Below are 21255 nucleotides of genomic sequence, written 5' to 3' on the forward strand. Positions count from 1 at the left end.
CGGATCGGTAAGGCTCTTGTTACGACTCGACGATCGGCATGCGCCGGCGGTGTCCGCTGTCGTACGTTGTAGAGGTGTCTGAAGAAACTGTGACCGGTCCCAATGGCGCGCTCGAGGCGACGCACCCCCTCGCCCTCGCCCCCGTGACAGGCCCGGCGAGCAACGTCGACGGCTTCGTGCGGCAGTTCCTGCGCAACCTCAACTACGAGCGCGGTGTGCCGCTGTCGGCCTCCAGCCCCAACGACCAGTACTTCGCGTTCGCCATGACGGTGCGCGACTACCTCATGGCGCGCTGGCTCGAAGACCTGCGCCGTCAGCGCGTGACGCAGTCCAAGAGCGTCTGCTATCTCTCGGCCGAGTATCTGCTCGGCCGGCAGCTCGACAACAACCTGCTCGCCAGCGGCCTGACCGACATCGCCACCGAGGCGATGGCCCAGTGCGGCATCGACATCGAAGAACTGCGAGCCCAGGAGGTCGAGCCCGGCCTCGGCAACGGCGGCCTCGGGCGCCTCGCGGCCTGCTTCATCGACTCCCTCGCGACCATGAGCGTGCCGAACATCGGCTACGGCATCCGCTATGAATACGGCATCTTCCGCCAGACCTTCGTCGACGGCCAGCAGGTCGAGCAGCCCGACGCGTGGCTCGAGCTCGGCTCGCCGTGGGAGTTCCCGCACCCCGAGTTCGCCCAGACGATCTCGTTCGGCGGTCACACCGAGACCTACGACGACGAGGGCGTCACCCGCAGCCGCTGGGTGCCGTCGTGGAACGTGCGCGCCGTGCCCTACAACTACATGGTGCCCGGCTACCTCAACGGCCGGGTGAACACGCTGCGGCTGTGGAGCGCGCAGGCCACCAACTCGTTCGACCTGCGGGTGTTCAACTCGGGCGACTACGAAGAGGCCGTGCGCGCACAGACCTACGCCGAGAACATCTCCAAGGTGCTCTACCCCGAGGACTCCACGCCGCAGGGCAAGGAGCTGCGCCTGCAGCAGCAGTACTTCTTCGTTGCGGCATCCATCCACGACTTCCTCGATCACATGGTCGCCGACGACTTCGGCCTCGAGAACCTGGCCGACCGGGTGATCTTCCAGCTCAACGACACCCACCCGGTGATCGCGGTGCCCGAGCTCATGCGCGTGCTCGTCGACGAGAAGAAGCTGGAGTGGGATGCCGCGTGGGCGATCACCCAGAAGTGCTTCGCCTACACGTGCCACACGCTGCTGCCCGAGGCGCTCGAGGTGTGGTCGGTCGAGCTGCTCGGGCGCCTGCTGCCGCGCCACCTCGAGATCATCTACCGCATCAACGAGGAGTTCCTGCTCGAGGTGCGCGAGCGCTTCGGCGACGACGAGATCCGCTTGCGCGACATGTCGATCATCGGGGAGTTCCCCGAGCGCTCGGTGCGCATGGCCTACCTCGCCACGGTCGCCGGCGCCAAGGTCAACGGCGTCGCCGAGCTGCACTCGCAGCTGCTGCGCGACAAGGTGCTGCCCGACTTCAACGAGTTCTTCCCCGGCAAGTTCACCAACGTGACCAACGGCATCACGCCGCGGCGGTTCATCCGGCTCGCGAACCCCGAGCTGTCCGAGCTCATCACCTCCGCTCTCGGCACCGGCTGGCTCACCGACCTCGAGCGGCTGCGGGGGCTGGAGTCGTACGCGGAAGACCCCGATTTCCGCGCCGCGTTCCGCGAGGTCAAGGCCGCCAACAAGCGCGTGCTCTCCGACGTGCTGCGCGCCAGGGACGGCTTCGAGGTCAGCGACGGGCACATGCTCGACGTCATGGTCAAGCGCCTGCACGAGTACAAGCGCCAGATGCTCAAGCTGCTGCACATCGTCACCGTCTACGAGGGCATCGTCTCGGGCCGGGTGGATGCCGCATCCGTTCAGCCGCGCACCTTCATCTTCGGTGCGAAGGCGGCGCCCGGCTACGCCATGGCCAAGCGCATCATCCACCTCATCAACGCGGTCGGGTCGGTGGTCAACGCCGATGAGCGCGTGCAGGGCCGCCTCAAGGTGCTGTTCCCGCAGAACTACAACGTCACCCTCGCCGAACGCCTGATCCCCGCCGCCGACCTGTCGGAGCAGATCTCGCTCGCCGGCAAGGAGGCCTCCGGCACCGGCAACATGAAGTTCGCCCTCAACGGCGCGCTCACGATCGGCACCGACGACGGCGCGAACGTCGAGATCCGCCAGCTGGTCGGCGACGACAACTTCTTCCTGTTCGGCATGGCCGAGCCCGAGGTCGAGGCGCTGTGGGCACGCGGCTACAAGCCGGCGGAGTTCTACCAGCACGACGAGTCACTCCGCCGCGCGATGGACCTCATCGCCTCGGGCGCGTTCTCGGGCGGCGACCGGTCGGTGTTCGAGCCGGTCGTGTCGAACCTGCTCTACGACGACCGGTTCATGGTGCTCGCCGACTACGCCTCGTACATCGAGGCGCAGGCGAAGGTGGATGCGGCCCACGCCGACGAAGACGCCTGGACGCGCTCGGCGATCCTCAACGTCGCCCGCTGCGGGTTCTTCTCGTCGGACCGGTCGATGCGCGACTACATCGACCGCATCTGGCACACGCCGCCGGCATTCTGAGGGACTGTTCCCTCCCGCAAGTTGGCACCTGCGGTCGCTCGCGCGGCCGTTCGAGCGGCAGCAGCTGCCAACTCGCGGGCTGGGGGGCGGCGGCTACCGGGCGTAGCGCTCGGCGAAGGCGCGCAGGATGCTGCCGGTGTGCTCGACCGGCAGGCGACGAACGGCCTCGAGCGTGAGGTCGAGTTCGTGGGGTGCGAAGTATCCGTGCCCTGCGTAGACGCGGATGCGGGTCGAGATGCCCTCCACGTCGCACTCGGGGTGGAACTGCGTGGCGTAGACGTTGCTGCCCACGCGGAACATCTGCACGGGGCAGCGCTCCCCGGCCGCCAGCAGCGTCGCCGACGGCGGCAGCACCGTGATGGCCTCTTTGTGCCCGACGAAGGCCGGGAACACATCCGGCACGCCGGCCAGCAGCGGATCGCGGCGCCCCTCGGCGGTGCGGGTCACCTCGATGACGCTGATGGGCTCGCGGTGCGTGCCGTCGATGAGGGCGCCCTGATGCACGCCGACCGTGCCGATGCCGTAACAGGCGCCGAAGAACGGGAAGTCGCGCGCGATCACCTCGTCGAGGAGGCCCTGGAACTCCGCCTCGACGCGCCGCTGCACGTCGGACTTCTTGGACTCGGGATCGGACGCATTGAACGGCCCGCCGCCGACGAAGATGCCTGACAGCTCGTCGAGGTCGACTTCGCCGAGCGGTCCCGCCTCCATGCGCACGCGGATGAGGTCGCTGCGCGAGAGCCCGGTGAACTTCAGGAAGAGCTCGTACTCCTCGTCGGCAGGCACGTCTTCGGCGCGGGTCGCCAGCAGCAGGAAGGGCTTCATCACCCTCGATTCTACGAGCGCGGCGGGTGCCGGCCGACGCGTCCGCGCCCGGGGATATGCTCGGCACATGGCTATCGCACGACTGCACGGAGGGCCGCTCGACGGACAGGTGCTGCCCCTCGACGACCCGAACCTCGACTCGCTGATCGTTCCCTATTCCGAGACGCAGGTGGTCTACCAGCGCAAGGGCGACCTCGAGAACACCGGCGAGGGCGACGGCCCGACCCAGGCCGAGTTCTGGTTCGTCCAGGCCGAAGACGAGGTCGTGCCAGACGCCGACCACGATCGTGACTGACGAGCCTTCGCACTCGGTCGAGATCGAGCTGAAGTTCGACGTCGACGACGCGACGCCGCTGCCCGACTTCTCGGATCTTCCCGGTGTCGCCTCGGTGGCGGCGCCCGAGCCGCGCGACCTCGACGCGCGCTACCTCGACACCGCCGACCTCGCGCTCGGCCGCGCCGGCTACGCCCTGCGCCGCCGCACCGGCGGCCCCGACGAGGGCTGGCACATCAAGGGTCCTCGGCGCGCCGACGGCGGGCGCGTCGAGCTGCACTGGCCGCTCGGCTCGGGCGTCGACGACGTGCCGACCGCAGCGCTCGATGCGCTGAGCTCGGTGTCGATCGAGCCGCTGCATCCGCTCGCCCGCATCGAGAATCTGCGGGTCGCGACCGAGCTGTGCGACGCCGACGGGGGAGTGGTCGCCGAGTTCGTCGACGACCGCGTCACGGCCCTCGACGAGCGGTCGGGCACCGTGTCGCACTGGCGCGAGTGGGAGTTCGAGCTCGGCCCCGCCGCGCCGGTCGACGATGCGGCGCGCGCTGCGCTGCTGACGGCGGCGACGGATGCGGTGACCGCCGCGGGCGGCCGGGTCGCGGCATCCGATTCCAAGCTCGCCCGCACCCTCGGCCTCTGAGCCGTTCAACGCAGAAGGCCCGGGCGGTGCCCGGGCCTTCTGCGTAACCGCGTCACATGTTGATCATGTGGCCCGCGAGACCGTGGAAGGCCTCCTGCACGGCCTCCGACAGCGTCGGGTGGGTGTGGACGTTCCGGGCGGCCTCGAGGGCGGTGAGGTCCCACTTCTGCGCGAGGGTGAGCTCGGGCAGAAGCTCCGACACGTCGGGGCCGACCATGTGGCCGCCCAGCAGCTCGAGGTGCTCGCCGTCGGCGATGAGCTTGACGAAGCCGACCGGCTCGCCGAGGCCGTTGGCCTTGCCGTTGGCCGAGAACGGGAACTTCGCGACCTTGACGTCGTAGCCGGCTTCTCGGGCCTGCGCCTCGGTGAGACCGAACGAGGCCACCTGCGGCGAGCAGAACGTCGCTCGGGGCATCATGCGGTAGTCGCCCAGGGCCATGGTCTCGGCGCCTCCGATGGTCTCGGCCGCCACGACCGCCTGCGCCTCTGCCACGTGGGCCAGCTGCAGCTTGGCGGTCACGTCGCCGATCGCGTAGATGTGCGGCACCGAGGTGTGCATGAAGTCGTCGATCTCGATGGCGCCGCGGTCGGTGAGCTTCACGCCGGTGTTCTCGAGGCCGAAGCCCTCGACGTTGGGCGCGAAGCCGATCGACATGAGCACCTTGTCGGCTTCGACCTGGCCGGTCGCGCCGTCGGCGTTCTTCGAGTACGACACGGTGACCTTCGCGCCGTCGTCGACGATCGACTCGACCTTCGTGGAGGTGAGGATCTCGACGCCGAGCTTCTTGTACTGGCGCTCCATCTCCTTCGAGACGTCGGCGTCTTCGTTGGGCAGCGCCCGGTCGAGGAACTCGATGATCGTGACCTTCGTGCCGTAGTTGGCCAGCACGTAGGCGAACTCCATGCCGATGGCGCCCGCGCCCACGATGACGATCGACTCCGGGCGGTCGCGCGTGAGGATCTGCTCCTCGTAGGTCACGACGTTCGGGGTCAGCTGCACACCTGGGAGCAGCCGCACCTTGGAGCCGGTCGCGATGATCGCGTTGTCGAAGGTGACCTCTTCGGTGGCGCCGTCGGCCTTGGTCACCGTGATGGCGTTCGGGCCGGTGAACGAGCCCCTGCCCTCGTATTCGGTGACCTTGTTCTTCTTCATGAGGAAGTGGATGCCCTTGACGTGGGTCGCGGCCACCGTGCGGCTGCGGTCCCACGCGACGCCGAAGTCGAAGTGCACGTCGCCCGAGATGCCGAAGAGGTCGGCCTTGTGCAGCACCTGGTGCGCGAGGTCGGCGTTCTTCAGGAGCGCCTTGGAGGGGATGCAGCCGACGTTGAGGCACACACCGCCCCAGTACTTCTCTTCGATGATCGCGACGGACTTGCCGAGCTGGGCGCTGCGCACAGCCGCGACGTAACCGCCGGGGCCGGCGCCGAGGATGACGACGTCGTAGTGAGGCATGGTTCTCAGCCTATCGCTCGGAGGTGGGGCCGGATCCCGCGTCACGGGCCTCGGCGAGGGCCTTCTCGCGGCGCGCGCGAGACACCAGCAGATACAGCACGGCACCGGCGAGCCCGATCACGACGATGCCGCCGATGACCCACGGCCACGCCTGCCCGAAGGTGGTGTCGTCCGAGGCCGGCGCCGTCGTCGCAGTGGCGGAGGCCGAGGGCTCGGCGCTCGCGGACGGCTCGGCCGAGACCGACTCCGTCGGCGAAGCGGATGCCGAGGGCTGCGCACTCGCGGCGGCCACGGTGAATCCGAACTGCCCCGAGATCGGGTGGCCGTCGCTCGAGACCACCTTCCACAGCACCGTGATCTCTCCCGTGCCCGGCACCAGCGTCTGGGTGACGGTGTTGTCGACGACGATGGGCGAGCCGTCGAGCAGGTCGGTGCCCTCGGCATCGGTCACGGCGATCTCGGTCGCCCCCTCGTCGGACGCGATATCGCCGCTGAAAGTCAGCGTGATCTCGGCGGGCGCCGCCTCGAGGGCTGCGCCATCGGCGGGGTCGGTCGAGAGCAGCTCGTCGTGCGCGCTGGCCGGCGCGGCCGAGAGCAGCACGCCGGCGATCGCCAGCAGGAGGGCGGCGAGCACGGTCGCGAGACGTGTGCGAGGCATGTGAATTCCTTGTGACAACACGCTCTCGAGGGTATCGCGGGGTTCCGCGGTGCAGGCCCTCGGCCTAGCATGACGGCAAGAGGCGGGGCACCTCCCGCCGCGTGACCCGGAGGCGAGTGATGGACGCGATGATGATGGGCGCCATGTCGAAGGACATGATGTCGATGCCCGGGATGGAGTCGATGGACATGGCCGTGATGCAGGCGTGTATGGACGCCTGCTCGGCCTGCGAGCAGGCATGCACGATCTGCTCGACCCAGATGCACGACTGCGCGCCGGCCTGCATGAACTGCGCCGACATGTGCAACACGATGATGCGCTCGATGATGCGGATGCAGGGCATGACGCCGGCATCGATGATGGCCATGCTCGACGCCTGCATCGCCATGTGCCAGACCTGCATGGACATGTGCATGGAGCACGCCGACATGAGCGCCGTGTGCAAGATGTGCGCTCAGTCGTGCCAGGCCTGCATGGACGCCTGCATGGCCATGAAGGACATGATGATGGCGTCGGCCTGACCGACCAGGCGCCCGGGCCCCCGGTCGTTGAGCGAGGGCGCGCAGCGCCCGAGACGAAACGCCTCAGCCGATCAGCGCGATGTTGAAACGGCGGCTTCCCGCCGACAGCACGTCGTAGCGCGAATGCAGCGCCACCGGCGCGCCCGCGGTGAGTTGTGCCGCGGCGCCCTCGGCGTTCCAGAGCGCGACCGGCGCAGCATCCGCGATCCGGCGCACGACGACCTCGCCGGAGGCCTCGTCGACGCGCTCGACGATCGCGTCGACCCAGTCCGACGGGGTGGCCGCGGCCAGCCGCGCCTGGATGAGGTGCAGGGCGTGGCCGGGGGCGAAAGAAGAGCAGCGCTCGCCGTGGACGCACATGCACGCCGCAGCCTCACGCACCTGAAGGGGCGGGATGCGGTGGATGGGGGTCGACACGATGGGCTCCTGCTCGATAAGTTCTATTACCCCCGTCAGGCTAGGCGCGTCACCGCACGTCGGCATCCCGACCGACACACGGCGACACATACGGCCTCGCAGCTTCGGCGTGCCCCGCCGCGGCCGCGAATTGATCCGTTCTGCCGGTGGTCGATGAACTAGGCTGGACCCCGAGGAGGCGCAGCGTGCAGGAGAATGACCGACCCGAACGGGACGATGTGCTGCGGGCGGCTGGGGGCGACTCCGACGCCGTGCGCGGTGAGCGCTCCTCCGACACGACGCAGACCTTCGGTCACGATTCCGACCTGTCGTTCGTGCCCTTCGGCGCCGAGCTCAGCCAGGCCGAGGTCGAGGCGATCGAGGCGCTGCCCTCGGGCGCCGCGCTGCTGATCGTGCGGTCGGGTCCCACCTCAGGGGCCCGCTACCTGCTCGACACCGACGTGACCACGGTGGGCCGTCACCCCGAGGCCGACATCTTCTTCGACGACGTCACTGTCTCGCGCCGTCACGCCGAGATCACCCGCACCGGCACGGTGTTCGAACTGGTCGACCAGCGCTCGCTCAACGGCACCTACGTCAACGGCGAACGCGCCGACCGCGCCGTGCTGCGCAACGGCTCCGAGCTGCGCGTCGGCAAGTTCCGCCTCAACTTCTTCGTCTCGCCCGCCGACCTTCCGCAGACGTCCGAAGGATGATGGCGGCCGAACCCGCCCGCGAACGCTCGTCTTCCGCGGGGTATCTGAGCATCGGTCAAGTGCTGGCGCGGCTCTCGCCCGAGTTTCCAGGGCTGAGCGCGTCGAAGCTGCGCTTCTTGGAGTCGCAGGGGATCGTCACCCCGGTGCGCACCGAGTCGTCGTACCGCAAGTACTCGCCGGCGGACCTCGAGCGGGTGAGGCTCGCCCTCACGCTGCAGCGCGATCACTTCATGCCGCACAGCGTCATCCGCGACTTCCTCAACGAGCGCGACGCCGGCGGCGATGCCGGGGTGCCGACAGCGGCACCGCCCTCGATCGTCGCGACGGGGCGCCGCTACCGCCGCGACGAGCTGCTGCACACCTCCGGTGCGACCGCCAAGCTGCTCGACGACGCTGTGAGCGCGGGGCTCGTGCCCGCCGCAGAGAGCTACGCCGACCAGTCGGTGGCGACGCTGCGGGCGCTGGTCGCCCTCGACCGGCACGGCATCGAGCCGCGGCACCTGCGCTCGATGCGCCAGAGCGCCGAGCGCGACGTCGCCCTCATCGCCTCGGCGCTCGCGCCGCTGCTGCGGCGCACCGACGGCGCCTCCCGCACGCGGGGCGCCGAGCTCGCGCCCGAGCTCGCGAAGCGGCTCGACGAGGTGCGTGCGGTGTTCGTGCGCACGGCGCTGGAGAAGCTGCTGGACTGACCGCCGCGACACGCCGAGCCCGCTCGGCCGGATGTCGTTGCCCGAGGCCCGATGCTCATCTAGCGTGGGGATGATCCGATGAGAGAGGAGACGCGCGTGGACACTCGCGACGGCGCCGACGACAACAGCTTCGTCACCGAACTCCTCTTCACCGACGGTCTGCCGGCCATGGACGACGAGGTGGGCTACCGCGGCGCGGTCGCCGCCCGCGCCGCCGGCATCACCTATCGCCAGCTCGACTACTGGGCCCGCACCGAGCTCGTCGAGCCGACCGTACGCGGCGCCTCCGGCTCGGGCTCGCAGCGCCTCTACGGCTTCCGCGACATCCTCGTGCTCAAGCTCGTCAAGCGTCTGCTCGACACCGGCATCTCGCTGCAGCAGATCCGCGTGGCCGTCGAGCAGCTTCGTGCCGCCGGCATCCGCGATCTCGCCGGCACGACCCTGATGAGCGACGGCGCCTCGGTGTACCTGTGCACCTCGAACGACGAGGTCATCGACCTCGTCAGCCGCGGTCAGGGCGTCTTCGGCATCGCCGTGGGCAAGGTGCTCACCGAGGTGGAGTCGAGCCTGCTCGACTTCGACCCGCAGCTGCCGGACCCCGTCGACGAGCTCGCCGCTCGCCGCGCGGCCCGCTCGGCCTGACGCCCTCTCGGCCCGGCGCCTGAGCGCCTCGGCTCACTCTGGCGCGCCAGGTCGCCGCATCCGCTCCGTCGATCGATGACGCGGATGCCGAGAACCGGCCCGCGAGCGGGGCTCGGCGCCGCTCAGCGCTGGGTCGTCGAGCCGAACTCGTCGGGCACCGGGATGCGTCCGGTGCGGATCACGCGGTCCAGCAGCGCGTCGAAGTCGGCCGCGAGCTCCTGGGCGGAGTCGCCTGGCCAGATGTGCAGGGGCTTCGCGGCGCCCTGCGCCTGCTGCAGCGACGTGCGCTCGGGCAGCTGGGGGGAGAGCACGAGCGGACCGAACATGTCGCGCAGCTCTTTGATGCGGAACTGGTGCTCGATCGACTGCGGGCGCACGCGGTTGACGACGATGCCCAGCGGCTGCAGGCGCGGCGAGAGGCCGCGGCGGATCTCTTCGATGGCGCGGAGGGCACGGTCGGCGGCGGCCACCGAGAACAGGCCGGGCTCGGTGACCACGATGACGCGGTCGGACGCCGCCCACGCCGTGCGGGTGAGCGCGTTCAGCGACGGCGCGCAGTCGACCAGCACGAGGTCGTAGTCGGCCTCGATGGTCGCCAGGGCCTCTTCGAGCTTCCACACGTCGCGCACCGAGGGGTGCGGGCCGTCGAAGTTGATCGCCGAGGGGCTTCCGATCATGACGTCGATCGTGCCGGGGTGCACCTTGGCCCACCCGCTGGAGGTGATGGCCTGACGGACCGTCTTCTCCTTGGGGTTGGCGAGCACATCGGCGACGTTGAGCCGCCCCGCGACCTGGATGTCCATGCCGGTCGAGACGTCGGACTGCGGGTCGAGGTCCACCACGAGCGTGCGAACCCCTCGCGCGAAAGCGGCGGAAGCGAGTCCCAGCGTCACGGTTGTCTTGCCGACCCCGCCTTTGAGCGAGCTGACGGAGAGTACGTGCACAAGGGTCTACGTTACCGTCCCCTAGGCTGTGAGCACACTCAGCCCCACTGATGGAGCCCAGAGAGGTTGCGCATGTTCCAGAAGATCCTTGTCGCCAACCGCGGAGAGATCGCGATCCGAGCCTTCCGAGCCGCCTTCGAGCTCGGGGCGCGCACCGTCGCGGTGTTCCCCTTCGAGGATCGCGGATCGCTGCACCGTCAGAAGGCCGACGAGTCCTACGAGATCGGCGAGACCGGGCACCCCGTGCGCGCGTATCTCGACGTCGACGAGATCATCCGGGTCGCGAAGGCGTCGGGCGCCGACGCCATCTACCCCGGCTACGGCTTCCTCTCCGAGAACCCCGAACTGGCCGAGAAGGCGGCGGCCAACGGCATCGCCTTCATCGGGCCGCCGGCCTCGGTGCTCGAGATGGCCGGCAACAAGGTCACCGCCAAAGAGCACGCGATCGCCGCCGGCGTGCCGGTGCTGCGCTCCACCCCCGCCTCCGACGACGTCGACGCGCTCGTGGCGCAGTCCGACGAGATCGGCTTCCCGATCTTCGTCAAGGCCGTCGCCGGCGGCGGCGGACGAGGGATGCGGCGGGTCGAGGCCAAGGCGGAGCTCGCCCCCGCGATCGCCGAGGCCATGCGCGAGGCGGGGAGCGCCTTCGGCGACCCTCGGGTCTTCCTCGAGCAGGCCGTGCAGCGTCCCCGCCACGTCGAGGTGCAGATCCTCGCCGACGCCACCGGCGAGACGGTGCACCTGTTCGAGCGCGACTGCTCGGTGCAGCGGCGCCACCAGAAGGTCATCGAGATCGCGCCGGCGCCGAACCTCGACGACGGCATCCGCGCCGACCTGCACCGCTACGCCGTCGCCTTCGCGCGCTCCATCGGCTATGTCAACGCCGGCACCGTCGAGTTCCTGCTCGAGACGGCGGGCCCCCGCACCGGCGAGGTCGTCTTCATCGAGATGAACCCCCGCATCCAGGTCGAGCACACCGTGACAGAAGAGGTCACCGACGTCGACCTCGTGCAGTCGCAGATGCGCATCGCCGCGGGCCAGACCCTGGCAGAGCTCGGACTCCACCAAGACGACATCCACCTGCGCGGCGCCGCCCTGCAGTGCCGCATCACCACGGAGGATCCCTCGCAGGGCTTCCGCCCCGACACCGGCCGCATCACGACCTACCGCTCGCCTGGCGGCGCCGGCATCCGCCTCGACGGCGGCACGACGGCCGCAGGATCCCAGATCAGCCCGCACTTCGACTCGATGCTGGCCAAGCTCAGCTGCCGCGGGCGCGACTTCCCCGCAGCCGTCGCGCGCGCGAAGCGGGCCCTCGCCGAGTTCCGCATCCGCGGGGTGTCGACCAACATCCCGTTCCTGCGCGCCGTGCTCGACGATCCCGCCTTCGTCGCCGGCGACCTCAGCACCTCGTTCATCGACGAGCGGCCGGAGCTGCTCACGAGCAACCCCTCGCGCGACAGGGCGACGAAGCTGCTCAACTGGCTCGCCGACGTGACGGTCAACCGCCCCTACGGCGAGAAGCCGCTGTCGGTCTCGCCCGGCAGCAAGCTGCCGGAGATCGACCTGCAGGCGGCACCCCCTGCGGGCAACCGCGACCGGCTGCGCGAGCTCGGCCCCGCCGGTTTCGCCCAGGCGCTGCGCGCGCAGACGGCGCTCGCGGTCACCGAGACCACCTACCGCGACGCGCACCAGTCGCTGCTGGCCACCCGCGTGCGCACCCGCGACCTCGTGCGCGTCGGGCCGCACGTCGCGCGCATGACGCCGCAGCTGCTGTCGGTGGAGGCATGGGGCGGGGCGACCTACGACGTCGCGCTGCGGTTCCTCGCCGAAGACCCGTGGGAGCGCCTCGAGGCGCTGCGCGATGCGATGCCCAACATCCCGATCCAGATGCTGCTCCGCGGCCGCAACACCGTCGGCTACACGCCGCGCCCGGTCGAGGTGACCGATGCGTTCGTGAAAGAGGCGGCATCCACCGGCATCGACATCTTCCGCATCTTCGACGCGCTCAACGACGTCTCGCAGATGACGCCCGCCGTGCGCGCGGTGCTCGAGACCGGCACGGCGGTGGCCGAGGTCGCCCTCTGCTACACGGGCGACCTGCTCGACCCCGCCGAGCCGCTCTACACCCTCGACTACTACCTGCGCCTGGCCGACGAGATCGTCGCCAGCGGCGCCCACATCCTCGCGATCAAAGACATGGCGGGCCTGCTGCGCCCCGCGGCCGCCGCGAAGCTCGTGGCGGCGCTGCGGGAGCGGTTCGACCTTCCGGTGCACGTGCACACGCACGACACCGCGGGCGGCCAGCTCGCGACGCTGCTCGCCGCGAGCGCGGCGGGGGCGGATGCTGTCGACGCCGCAGCCGCACCGATGTCCGGCACGACCAGCCAGCCCTCCCTGTCGGCCCTGGTGGCCGCCCTCGCCCACACCGAGCGCGACACGGGCCTCGACCTGCAGGCCGTCAGCGACCTCGAGCCGTACTGGGAGGCGGTGCGCCACCTCTACCGCCCGTTCGAGTCGGGCCTGCCCAGCCCGACCGGGCGCGTGTACCACCACGAGATCCCCGGCGGGCAGCTCTCGAACCTGCGTCAGCAGGCGATCGCCCTGGGCATGGCCGACGACTTCGAGCGCATCGAAGACATGTATGCCGCCGCCGACCGCATCCTCGGCCGCATCCCGAAGGTGACGCCGTCGTCGAAGGTCGTGGGCGACCTTGCCCTCGCGCTCGTCGCCGCCAAGGCCGACCCCGCGGACTTCGAGCAGAACCCGCAGAACTACGACATCCCCGACTCGGTCGTGGGGTTCATGGCCGGCGAGCTCGGCGATCTGCCCGGCGGCTGGCCGGAGCCCTTCCGCTCGAAGGTGCTCGCCGGCAAGGAGGTCTCGATCGAGATCCAGCCGATCACCGCCGAGGAATCGGAGGGCCTCGCCGGCGACACCCCGACCCGACGCCGCACGCTCAACAGGCTGATGTTCCCCGCTCCGGCGCGCGAGTTCGAGCGCAACCGCGACACCTACGGCGACCTCTCGGCCCTCGGCACCCCCGACTACCTCTACGGCCTCAAGCCTGGCGAAGAGCACGTCGCAGAGATCGATCCGGGCGTGCAGCTGTACGTCGGACTCGAGGCGATCGGCGAGGCCGACGCCAAGGGCATGCGCACCGTCATGACGACCCTCAACGGTCAGCTGCGGCCGGTGTTCGTGCGCGACCGCTCGATCAAGGTCGAGACCCGCCAGGTCGAGAAGGCCGACACCTCCAAGCCCGGTCAGGTGGCAGCCCCCTTCTCCGGCGCCGTGACCCTCAAGGTCGCCGTCGGCGACGAGGTGACGGCGGGGCGGCCTGTCGCCTCGATCGAGGCGATGAAGATGGAGGCCGCCATCACGGCGCCCGTCGACGGGGTCGTCGAACGGCTGGCGATCGGGCCCACGGCGCAGGTCGACGCGGGCGATCTGTTGGTCGTGATCCGCCCCTCCCAGTAGCCTGGAGGGCGGTGGCCAGAGCCGCCCGCCCGAATTCCCCTTGGAGTGACACGCCTTGACGCCCGACCGCACCGACCTTCCGCCGGCCGACGAAGACGACCAGAACGGAGTGCTGACCGAGACCGGCAGCCTCTCGTCTGCAGGCCTGGGCATCCTCGGAACGCACACGGCGCAGGTCAGCGTCACCCTCCCGGCCGGTGACGACGACGATCTGGTCGACGACGACGTCATCGGAGACGAGGTCGCCTACGCCATCGACGAGCCCGCCGTCGACACGATCGAGGGCGAGATCATCGACGAGCCCGCCGGCGCAGTGCCGACGGAAGAGATCCACGACGCCGAGCTGGTGCACGACGAGGCGGATGCCGCGGCCCCCGCCATCGGCGACGACGCGCCCGAGGCGGCCGCCGCCGAGGAAGAGCCCGTGGCTGCGGAATCCGTTGCCGATGAGCCCGACGACGAGGTGCGCGCAGCGCCCGTCGGCTCGACCGCGACGTGGACTCTCGCGCCGCAGACCGCTGTCGCCGCCGAGCCCGCCGAGCCCGCGGAGCCCGAGCCCGACCTCGTCGAGCCCGCTGCCGAGGCCGCACAGCCCGACGCGACAGCATCCGCCGTCGTCGCCACGACGACCGGCTCGCACCCCGCCACCCGCCGAGAAGCCCACCTGCTGGAGACCCCGATGACCTCGAAGCGCGTGGGAGAGTTCGAACCCGACCGCGAATCCGCCGACCTGCTCACCGCCGACCGGCTGCTCGACCCGCACCACGTCGTGCGGCCCGAGCCGGAGGGCACGTGGCAGCACCTCGTCTATTCGCTCTCGGGGCACCGCATCAACCTCGGCGACGGCAAGCGCGCGAAGGCCCGCAAAGACCTCGATCGCCGCATCGCGGCGCCTCTCCCAGGTCACGCTCGCTTCGTGCCGGTGATGAGCCGCAAGGGCGGCGTGGGAAAGACCAGCGTCACGACGCTGCTGGGCATGGCCCTGGCCGACGCGCGCGACGACCGCGTCATCGCGATCGATGCCAACCCCGACCGCGGGACGCTCGCCGAGCGCATCGCGCACCGCAGCGGCAAGACCGTGCGCGACCTCGTGCGCGCCCGCGGTCAGGTCGACGGCTTCAACGACGTGTCGACGATCGTGGCCCGCGACGACACGCGCCTGGACGTGCTCGCCAGCGACAGCGACCCGCGCGTCGCCGAGGCCTTCAGCGACCGCGACTATCACGACGTCGCGGCCGTCGCGGCGCACTACTACTCGATCGTGCTCACCGACACCGGCACCGGCATCGTCCACTCGGTGATGGGCGCGACCCTCGAGCTCGCCGACCAGCTCGTGATCATCGCGGGGCTCACCGTCGACGAGGCGCGACTCGCATCCGAGACGCTCACCTGGCTCGAGAGCAACGGCTATGCCGCCGCCGCCCGCAACTCGGTCGTCGTGCTCAACAACTCTCGCCCAGGCGCACCGCTCGTGCGCGCCGACGAGCTCGAGGCGCACTTCCGCACGCGCGTGCGCTCGGTGGTGCGCGTGCCCTACGACCCGCACATCGCGGCGGGGTCGGCGATCGCGTTCTCCGACCTGCAGCCGGCCACCCGCGAGGCTGCTCGGCAGCTCGCGGCGGTCGTGGTCGAGGGGCTGCGCACCGCGACGCCGACGGCGGCCTGAGCGTCATGACGGTCAGACCCATCCGGGTGTTCGGCGACCCCGTGCTGCGCCAGCAGTGCGCCCCGATCGACGAGATCGACGACGGTGTGCGGGCTCTCGTGGCCGACCTGCTCGACTCTGTCGCGCTCCCCGGCCGCGCCGGTGTCGCGGCTCCGCAGATCGGCGTGGGGCTGCGCGCCTTCAGCTATAACATCGACGGCGACATCGGCTATGTGCTCAATCCCGTGCTCGTCGAGGTCTCGGGCGACCCCGAGCCCATGGGCGAGGGATGCCTGTCGGTGCCGAACCTCTGGCACGACGCCGTGCGATCGCCCTACGCGAAGGTCGTCGGCATCGACCTCGACGGTGCCGAGATCGTGCTCGAGGGCACGGGCCTCATGGCCCAGATGCTCCAGCACGAGACCGACCATCTCGACGGCAAGCTCTATCTCTCACGGCTGACACCCGACGAGCGCAAGGCCGCGATGCGCGAGATCCGCGAGTCCGACTGGTTCTGACCCTCTTCCCTCCCCGCAACTTGGCGGCTCTTGTCGTTCTGAGGGGCGGTCAGGCGACCACAGGTGCCAAGTTGCGGGTGGGGAGGGATGCTGAAGGCCCGGGCCCCGCAGGGGTCCGGGCCTTCAGCGTGCGGCGTCAGCCCAGCGACGTCGTGGTCGTCGAGACCGGCACCGTGTAGATGTCGTCGATCTCGGCGGCGAAGTCGTCGAGGATGACGTTGCGCTTGATGCTCATCTTGGGCGTGAGGTGGCCGCTGGCCTCGGTCCACTCGGTCGCGAGGATCGCGAACTTGCGGATCGACTCGGCCCGCGAGACGAACGTGTTGGCCTCGTCGACGGCCCGCTGCACCTCGGCGCGCACGGCACCGTGGGCGGCGGCATCCGCCAGCGACATGTCGGCGGGCAGCCCGTTGTTGCCGAGCCACGTCGGCAGCATCTCGGGGTCGAGGGTGATCAGGGCCGAGATGAACGGCTTCTGGTCGCCGACGACGACCACCTGGCCGACGATAGGGTTCGCGCGGATCGGGTCTTCGAGCGCCGCGGGGGAGACGTTCTTGCCGCCCGCGGTGACGATGATCTCCTTCTTGCGCCCGGTGATCGTGAGGAATCCCTCACTGTCGAACGAGCCGATGTCGCCGGTGCGGAACCAATCGCCGTCGAAGGCGGCCGCGGTGGCCTCGGGGTTGCGCCAGTACTCCTTGAACACGTTGATGCCGCGCACCTGGATCTCGCCGTCTTCGGCGAGGCGGATGCCGACGCCCGGCAGCACGGGACCGACGGTGCCGATCTTCGACTTGGTCGCGGTGTTGACCGTCGCGGGCGCCGTCGTCTCGGTGAGGCCGTAGCCCTCGAGGATCGTGACGCCGAGGCTGTGGAAGAAGTGCCCCAGGCGCGGACCCAGCGGCGCCGAGCCCGAGACGGCGTACTTCACGCGGCCGCCCATGGCCTCGCGCAGCTTCGAATAGACGAGCTTGTCGAACAGCGCGAACTTGATCTTCGTGCCCAGCGGCACCTTCTTGCCGTCCTGGAGGAGCGTCGAGTGCTCGACGGCGGTCTTCGCCGCCGCACGGAAGATCTTGCCCTTGCCGCCGCCTTCGGCCTTCTGCTCGGCCGAGTTGTAGACCTTCTCGAAGACGCGGGGAACGGCCAGCAGGAACGTCGGCTTGAACGAGCCGAGCGCCGGCAGCAGCTGCTTGGTGTCGGGCTGGTGGCCGGTCTTGACGCCGGAGTGCACCGTGAGGATCGAGATGAACCGCGCGAACACGTGCGCGGTCGTGATGAACAGCAGCGTCGAGGCGCCGGGCATCTCGACGACCTCGTGCAGCGACTTGGCCGAGTTGCGCGCCAGCTCGACGAAGTTGCTGTGCGTGAGCACGCAGCCCTTGGGCCGCCCGGTGGAGCCCGAGGTGTAGATGAGGGTCGCGATGTCGGAGCCGTTCGCGATCTGGCGGCGACGCACGATCTCTTCGTCGGCGACGGAGGCCCCCTCGGCGACGAGGGCGTCGAGCGCACCGGCGTGCATCGCCCAGGCCGAACGGATCAGGGGCAGCTCGGCGCGCGCCTGCTCGAACCGCTCGGTGTGATCTGCCAGCTCGGTGATGATCGCGATGGCGCCGGAGTCGGCCAGGTTCCACTGGATCTGCGCCGCCGAGCTCGTCTCATAGATCGGCACCATGACGGCGCCGGCGTAGAAGAGCGCGAAGTCGACGAGGGTCCAGTCGTACGTCGTGCGGGCGACGAATCCCACCTTGTCGCCGGGCTCGATGCCCGCTGCTACGAATCCCTTGGCCAGTGCGATCACCTGCGTCTCGAACTCCTTGGCCGAGATGTCGCGCCAGCTGTCGCCGTCGGGCACCGCGAACAGTGCGCGATCGGGCGTGGCCTTGACACGCTCGACGAGCAGGTCGGCGATGTTGGCGTTCGCGTCGGCGGGGACGATCGCGGGGACTTCGAATTGATCCACGGCAGCTCCTTCGGTACCGGTACAGGGGGGATATCGGGTACTCCTTGCGCCGAGTCTAGCCGAGGGGCCGCGAGCCCCCCACGCGTCGCCCTGCGGCGGACCGGCCCCGCAGATAGACTGCAAGGCGCCGTTGCGCGCGCACGGTATGGGCTTCGAGAGGTGTGCAGTGCTCAAGGTCGGAATCGACATCGGCGGAACCAAGATCGCGGGCGGGGTCGTGGATGCCGAGGGCCGCATCCTCGAGAAGCTGCGCGTCGAGACGCCCACCGACACCCGCGCCCTCACGGTCGCCGTCATCGACATGGTGCGCCACCTCGCCGCCTCGCACGACATCGCGGCGGTCGGGGTCGCCGCGGCCGGCTTCGTCGACAAGGCGCGGGCCGTCATCATCCATGCTCCCAACATCGCCTGGCGCGACGAGCCCCTCAAGGCCGAGCTCGAAGCCGGCATCGACCAGCCCGTGACGATCGACAACGACGCCAACGCCGCCGGGTGGGCGGAGTTCCGCTTCGGCGCGGGGCGCCACGTCGACGACATGGTCATGCTCACGATGGGCACAGGCGTCGGGGGCGCCGTCATCAACGACGGCCGCCTCTACCGCGGCGGGCACGGCATCGCCGGCGAGCTCGGGCACATCCGGTTCCTCCGCGACGGACTGCCGTGCGGCTGCGGGCAGAACGGATGCCTCGAGCAGTATGCATCCGGTCGCGCCCTGCAGCGCGAGGCGAACGAGATCGCCGACCATGCCGGACTCGGCGACGCGCTGGCGGCCGTTCGCACCGAGAAGGGCAAGATCTCGGGCCCCGCCGTCTCGCGCCTCGTGCTGGCAGGAGACCCCGGTGCGATCGAGGCTCTGCGACGGGTCGCCACGGCGCTCGGCGAGGCCTGCGGCGGATTCCAGGCCGTGCTCGACCCCGAGCTGTTCGTCATCGGCGGGGGAGTGGCCGAGCTCGGCGCCGACCTGCTCGACCCCGTGCGGCTCGCCTACGAGACCTCGCTCCCCGGTTACGGCGATCGCCCGGTCGCGCAGTTCGCCATCGCCGAACTCGGCAACGACGCGGGCCTCATCGGCGCCGCAGACCTCGCGGTGCCCGCCGGAGGCGAGTGACCGGTGTTCTACTGGTTCATGAAGTACGTCGTGATCGGGCCGATCGTGAAGGCGATCTGGCGCCCCTGGGTCGTGGGGCGACGTAACATCCCGAAAGAGGGCGCGGCGATCCTCGCGAGCAACCACCTCTCGGTCAGCGACTCGGTATTCCTGCCCCTCATGATCGACCGCCCCGTGAGCTTCCTCGCCAAGAGCGACTACTTCACCGGCAAGGGCCTGAAGGGCTGGGCGACCCGCGTCTTCATGAAGGGCACCGGCCAGATCCCGATCGACCGCTCCGGCGGCAAGGCGTCGGAGGACTCGCTGAACACGGGCCTGCAGGTGCTCGGCCGCGGCGATCTGCTGGGCATCTACCCCGAGGGCACCCGCAGCCCCGACGGCAGGCTCTACCGCGGGCGCACCGGCATCGCGCGCATGGCGCTGGAAGCGAAGGTGCCCGTCGTGCCGGTGGTCATGGTCGACACCGACACGATGATGCCGATCGGCACGACCCTGCCGCGCGTCGTGCGGGTGGGCGTCGTCATCGGCGAGCCGCTCGACTTCTCGCGCTTCGAGGGCATGGAGGGCGACCGCTACATCCTGCGCTCGGTCACCGACGAGATCATGGTGGCGCTGCAGCGCCTGGGCGAGCAGCGGTACGACGACGTCTACGCGTCCACCGTGAAAGACCGCATCCCGCCGCGCGGCTGACGCCTCCGCCCCGCGCGATCGGGCATCGTCATGCGGCATCCGGCCCCCCTGCGGCGCTTATAGGATTGACGGATGCAGCAGCCCGACCCCCTCGACCACTGGCGCTCCCTGCCCATCAAGCAGCAGCCCCAGTGGCCGGACGCCGACGCCGTGGCGGCAGCATCCGCCGAACTGTCGACGCTTCCTCCGCTGGTGTTCGCCGGCGAGGTCGACAACCTGCGCGAGCGTCTCGCCCGCGCAGCCTCGGGGCGGGCGTTCCTGCTGCAGGGCGGCGACTGCGCCGAGACGTTCGCCGGGGCGACCGCCGAGCAGATCCGCAACCGCATCAAGACGGTGCTGCAGATGGCCGTCGTGCTCACCTACGGCGCATCGATGCCGGTCGTGAAGATGGGCCGCATGGCCGGGCAGTTCGCCAAGCCCCGCTCGGCCGACACCGAGACGCGCGGTGAGGTGACGCTTCCTGCCTACCGCGGCGACATCGTCAACGGCTACGACTTCACCGAGGGCTCGCGCACCGCCGACCCGCAGCGACTGCTCAAGGGCTACCACATGGCGGCCTCGACCCTGAACCTCATCCGCGCCTTCACGACGGGCGGCTTCGCCGACCTGCGCGAGGTGCACAGCTGGAACAAGGGGTTCGCCGCCAACCCCGCCAACCAGCGCTACGAGCGCCTGGCCGGCGAGATCGACCGCGCCATCAAGTTCATGGAGGCGGCCGGCGCCGACTTCGACGAGCTCAAGCGCGTCGAGTTCTACACGGGCCACGAGGGCCTGCTGATGGACTACGAGCGGCCGCTGACGCGCATCGACTCCCGCACGAACACGCCCTACAACACGTCGGCGCACTTCCTGTGGATCGGCGAGCGCACCCGTGAGCTTGACGGCGCTCACGTCGACTACTTCTCGAAGATCCGCAACCCCATCGGCGTCAAGCTCGGGCCCACGACGTCGCCCGAGACGGCCCTCGAGCTCATCGACAAGCTCGACCCCGAGCGCGAGCCCGGCCGGCTCACCTTCATCACGCGCATGGGCGCCGGCAAGATCCGCGACGCGCTGCCGCCGCTGCTGGAGGCCGTGCGCGACTCCGGCGCGACGCCGCTGTGGGTCACCGACCCCATGCACGGCAACGGCATCACGACCCCGACCGGCTACAAGACGCGCCGCTTCGACGACGTCGTCGACGAGGTGCGGGGCTTCTTCGAGGCGCACCGCGCGGCGGGGACCTTCCCCGGCGGCATCCATGTCGAACTCACCGGCGACGACGTCACCGAGTGCCTGGGCGGGTCGGAGCACATCGACGAGGCCACCCTCGCGACGCGCTACGAGTCACTGTGCGACCCCCGACTGAACCACATGCAGTCGCTCGAGCTCGCCTTCCTCGTGGCCGAGGAGCTCGAGAAGAGGTAACGGTCGCAGCGCGCCCCCTCTTTCCGCGATACTGCACGTGCCCGCCGAGACTGCGGGCAGCACCCGCGGTCTCGTCCGGCAGCTGCAGTCTCGCGAGGAAG

The 21255-nt window shown here is 70.0% G+C and carries 19 protein-coding genes; 13 read left to right on the forward strand and 6 right to left on the reverse strand.

What is annotated here, in order from left to right:
• The first annotated feature begins 74 nt into the window (after positions 1-74).
• Positions 75-2585, forward strand: coding sequence for a glycogen/starch/alpha-glucan phosphorylase (locus OAW74_RS13500; RefSeq protein ID WP_378734023.1), 2511 nt, complete (start codon positions 75-77; stop codon positions 2583-2585).
• A gap of 93 nt (positions 2586-2678) precedes the next feature.
• On the opposite strand, the gene OAW74_RS13505 is transcribed toward OAW74_RS13500, so the two are convergent.
• The gene (locus tag OAW74_RS13505) at positions 2679-3410 is read right to left on the reverse strand and encodes a glutamine amidotransferase (RefSeq protein ID WP_262874885.1); all 732 of its coding nucleotides are present in this window, start codon (positions 3408-3410) and stop codon (positions 2679-2681) included.
• A 67-nt stretch (positions 3411-3477) separates the two neighbouring features.
• Between OAW74_RS13505 and OAW74_RS13510 the strand changes: the two genes are divergently transcribed.
• Both OAW74_RS13510 and OAW74_RS13515 read left to right on the forward strand, forming a co-directional pair.
• Positions 3478-3705 (forward strand): response regulator, encoded by a 228-nt coding sequence (locus OAW74_RS13510; RefSeq protein ID WP_262874886.1) that lies wholly within the window; start codon positions 3478-3480, stop codon positions 3703-3705.
• A complete protein-coding gene (locus OAW74_RS13515) occupies positions 3698-4324 on the forward strand; it encodes a CYTH domain-containing protein (RefSeq protein WP_262874887.1) in 627 nt (208 codons plus the stop codon). Before OAW74_RS13510 ends, OAW74_RS13515 begins: the two co-directional genes overlap by 8 nt.
• A gap of 52 nt (positions 4325-4376) precedes the next feature.
• Here the strand turns inward: OAW74_RS13515 and lpdA are convergent, their stop codons facing one another.
• Together lpdA and OAW74_RS13525 are read right to left on the reverse strand one after the other, a co-directional pair.
• Entirely contained in the window at positions 4377-5777 is a 1401-nt protein-coding gene (gene lpdA / locus OAW74_RS13520) for a dihydrolipoyl dehydrogenase (RefSeq protein ID WP_262874888.1), read from the reverse strand.
• A 10-nt stretch (positions 5778-5787) separates the two neighbouring features.
• Positions 5788-6435, reverse strand: coding sequence for a copper resistance CopC family protein (locus OAW74_RS13525; protein WP_262874889.1), 648 nt, complete (start codon positions 6433-6435; stop codon positions 5788-5790).
• Positions 6436-6554: 119 nt separating this feature from the next.
• On the opposite strand from OAW74_RS13525, the gene OAW74_RS13530 reads away from it, so the two are divergent.
• A complete protein-coding gene (locus OAW74_RS13530; RefSeq protein WP_262874890.1) occupies positions 6555-6956 on the forward strand; it encodes a hypothetical protein in 402 nt (133 codons plus the stop codon).
• A 63-nt stretch (positions 6957-7019) separates the two neighbouring features.
• On the opposite strand, the gene OAW74_RS13535 is transcribed toward OAW74_RS13530, so the two are convergent.
• Positions 7020-7373, reverse strand: coding sequence for a hypothetical protein (locus OAW74_RS13535; RefSeq protein WP_262874891.1), 354 nt, complete (start codon positions 7371-7373; stop codon positions 7020-7022).
• A gap of 185 nt (positions 7374-7558) precedes the next feature.
• Between OAW74_RS13535 and OAW74_RS13540 the strand changes: the two genes are divergently transcribed.
• The 3 genes from OAW74_RS13540 to OAW74_RS13550 all read left to right on the forward strand — a co-directional run bounded on the left by OAW74_RS13540 (position 7559) and on the right by OAW74_RS13550 (position 9399).
• The gene (locus tag OAW74_RS13540) at positions 7559-8068 is read left to right on the forward strand and encodes an FHA domain-containing protein (RefSeq protein WP_378734027.1); all 510 of its coding nucleotides are present in this window, start codon (positions 7559-7561) and stop codon (positions 8066-8068) included.
• Positions 8068-8757 (forward strand): transcriptional regulator FtsR, encoded by a 690-nt coding sequence (gene ftsR, locus OAW74_RS13545; RefSeq protein ID WP_262874892.1) that lies wholly within the window; start codon positions 8068-8070, stop codon positions 8755-8757. Before OAW74_RS13540 ends, ftsR begins: the two co-directional genes overlap by 1 nt.
• A gap of 78 nt (positions 8758-8835) precedes the next feature.
• Positions 8836-9399, forward strand: a complete 564-nt coding sequence (locus OAW74_RS13550; RefSeq protein ID WP_378734030.1) for a MerR family transcriptional regulator — start codon at positions 8836-8838, stop codon at positions 9397-9399.
• Between the two features lie 122 nt (positions 9400-9521).
• Here the strand turns inward: OAW74_RS13550 and OAW74_RS13555 are convergent, their stop codons facing one another.
• The gene (locus OAW74_RS13555) at positions 9522-10343 is read right to left on the reverse strand and encodes a ParA family protein (protein WP_262874893.1); all 822 of its coding nucleotides are present in this window, start codon (positions 10341-10343) and stop codon (positions 9522-9524) included.
• 72 nt (positions 10344-10415) lie between these two features.
• On the opposite strand from OAW74_RS13555, the gene OAW74_RS13560 reads away from it, so the two are divergent.
• The 3 genes from OAW74_RS13560 to OAW74_RS13570 are packed head-to-tail and all read left to right on the forward strand — an operon-like array spanning position 10416 to position 15986.
• Positions 10416-13823, forward strand: coding sequence for a pyruvate carboxylase (locus OAW74_RS13560; RefSeq protein ID WP_262874894.1), 3408 nt, complete (start codon positions 10416-10418; stop codon positions 13821-13823).
• Positions 13824-13878: 55 nt separating this feature from the next.
• Positions 13879-15489, forward strand: coding sequence for a MinD/ParA family ATP-binding protein (locus tag OAW74_RS13565; RefSeq protein WP_262874895.1), 1611 nt, complete (start codon positions 13879-13881; stop codon positions 15487-15489).
• A 5-nt stretch (positions 15490-15494) separates the two neighbouring features.
• A complete protein-coding gene (locus OAW74_RS13570) occupies positions 15495-15986 on the forward strand; it encodes a peptide deformylase (protein WP_262874896.1) in 492 nt (163 codons plus the stop codon).
• A gap of 136 nt (positions 15987-16122) precedes the next feature.
• Here OAW74_RS13570 and OAW74_RS13575 read toward each other — a convergent pair whose 3' ends face one another.
• A complete protein-coding gene (locus OAW74_RS13575) occupies positions 16123-17949 on the reverse strand; it encodes an AMP-dependent synthetase/ligase (protein ID WP_262874897.1) in 1827 nt (608 codons plus the stop codon).
• Between the two features lie 166 nt (positions 17950-18115).
• Here OAW74_RS13575 and OAW74_RS13580 point away from each other — a divergent pair, with 166 nt between their 5' ends.
• From OAW74_RS13580 to OAW74_RS13590, 3 genes are all read left to right on the forward strand, one after another.
• Positions 18116-19057 (forward strand): ROK family glucokinase, encoded by a 942-nt coding sequence (locus OAW74_RS13580; protein ID WP_262874898.1) that lies wholly within the window; start codon positions 18116-18118, stop codon positions 19055-19057.
• Positions 19058-19060: 3 nt separating this feature from the next.
• Positions 19061-19747, forward strand: coding sequence for a lysophospholipid acyltransferase family protein (locus OAW74_RS13585; protein ID WP_262874899.1), 687 nt, complete (start codon positions 19061-19063; stop codon positions 19745-19747).
• A 72-nt stretch (positions 19748-19819) separates the two neighbouring features.
• The gene (locus OAW74_RS13590) at positions 19820-21154 is read left to right on the forward strand and encodes a class II 3-deoxy-7-phosphoheptulonate synthase (RefSeq protein WP_262874900.1); all 1335 of its coding nucleotides are present in this window, start codon (positions 19820-19822) and stop codon (positions 21152-21154) included.
• Positions 21155-21255: the final 101 nt, after the last annotated feature.

The sequence above is a fragment of the Microbacterium fluvii genome, from assembly GCF_025515205.1.
GTDB classification, from domain to species: domain Bacteria; phylum Actinomycetota; class Actinomycetes; order Actinomycetales; family Microbacteriaceae; genus Microbacterium; species Microbacterium fluvii.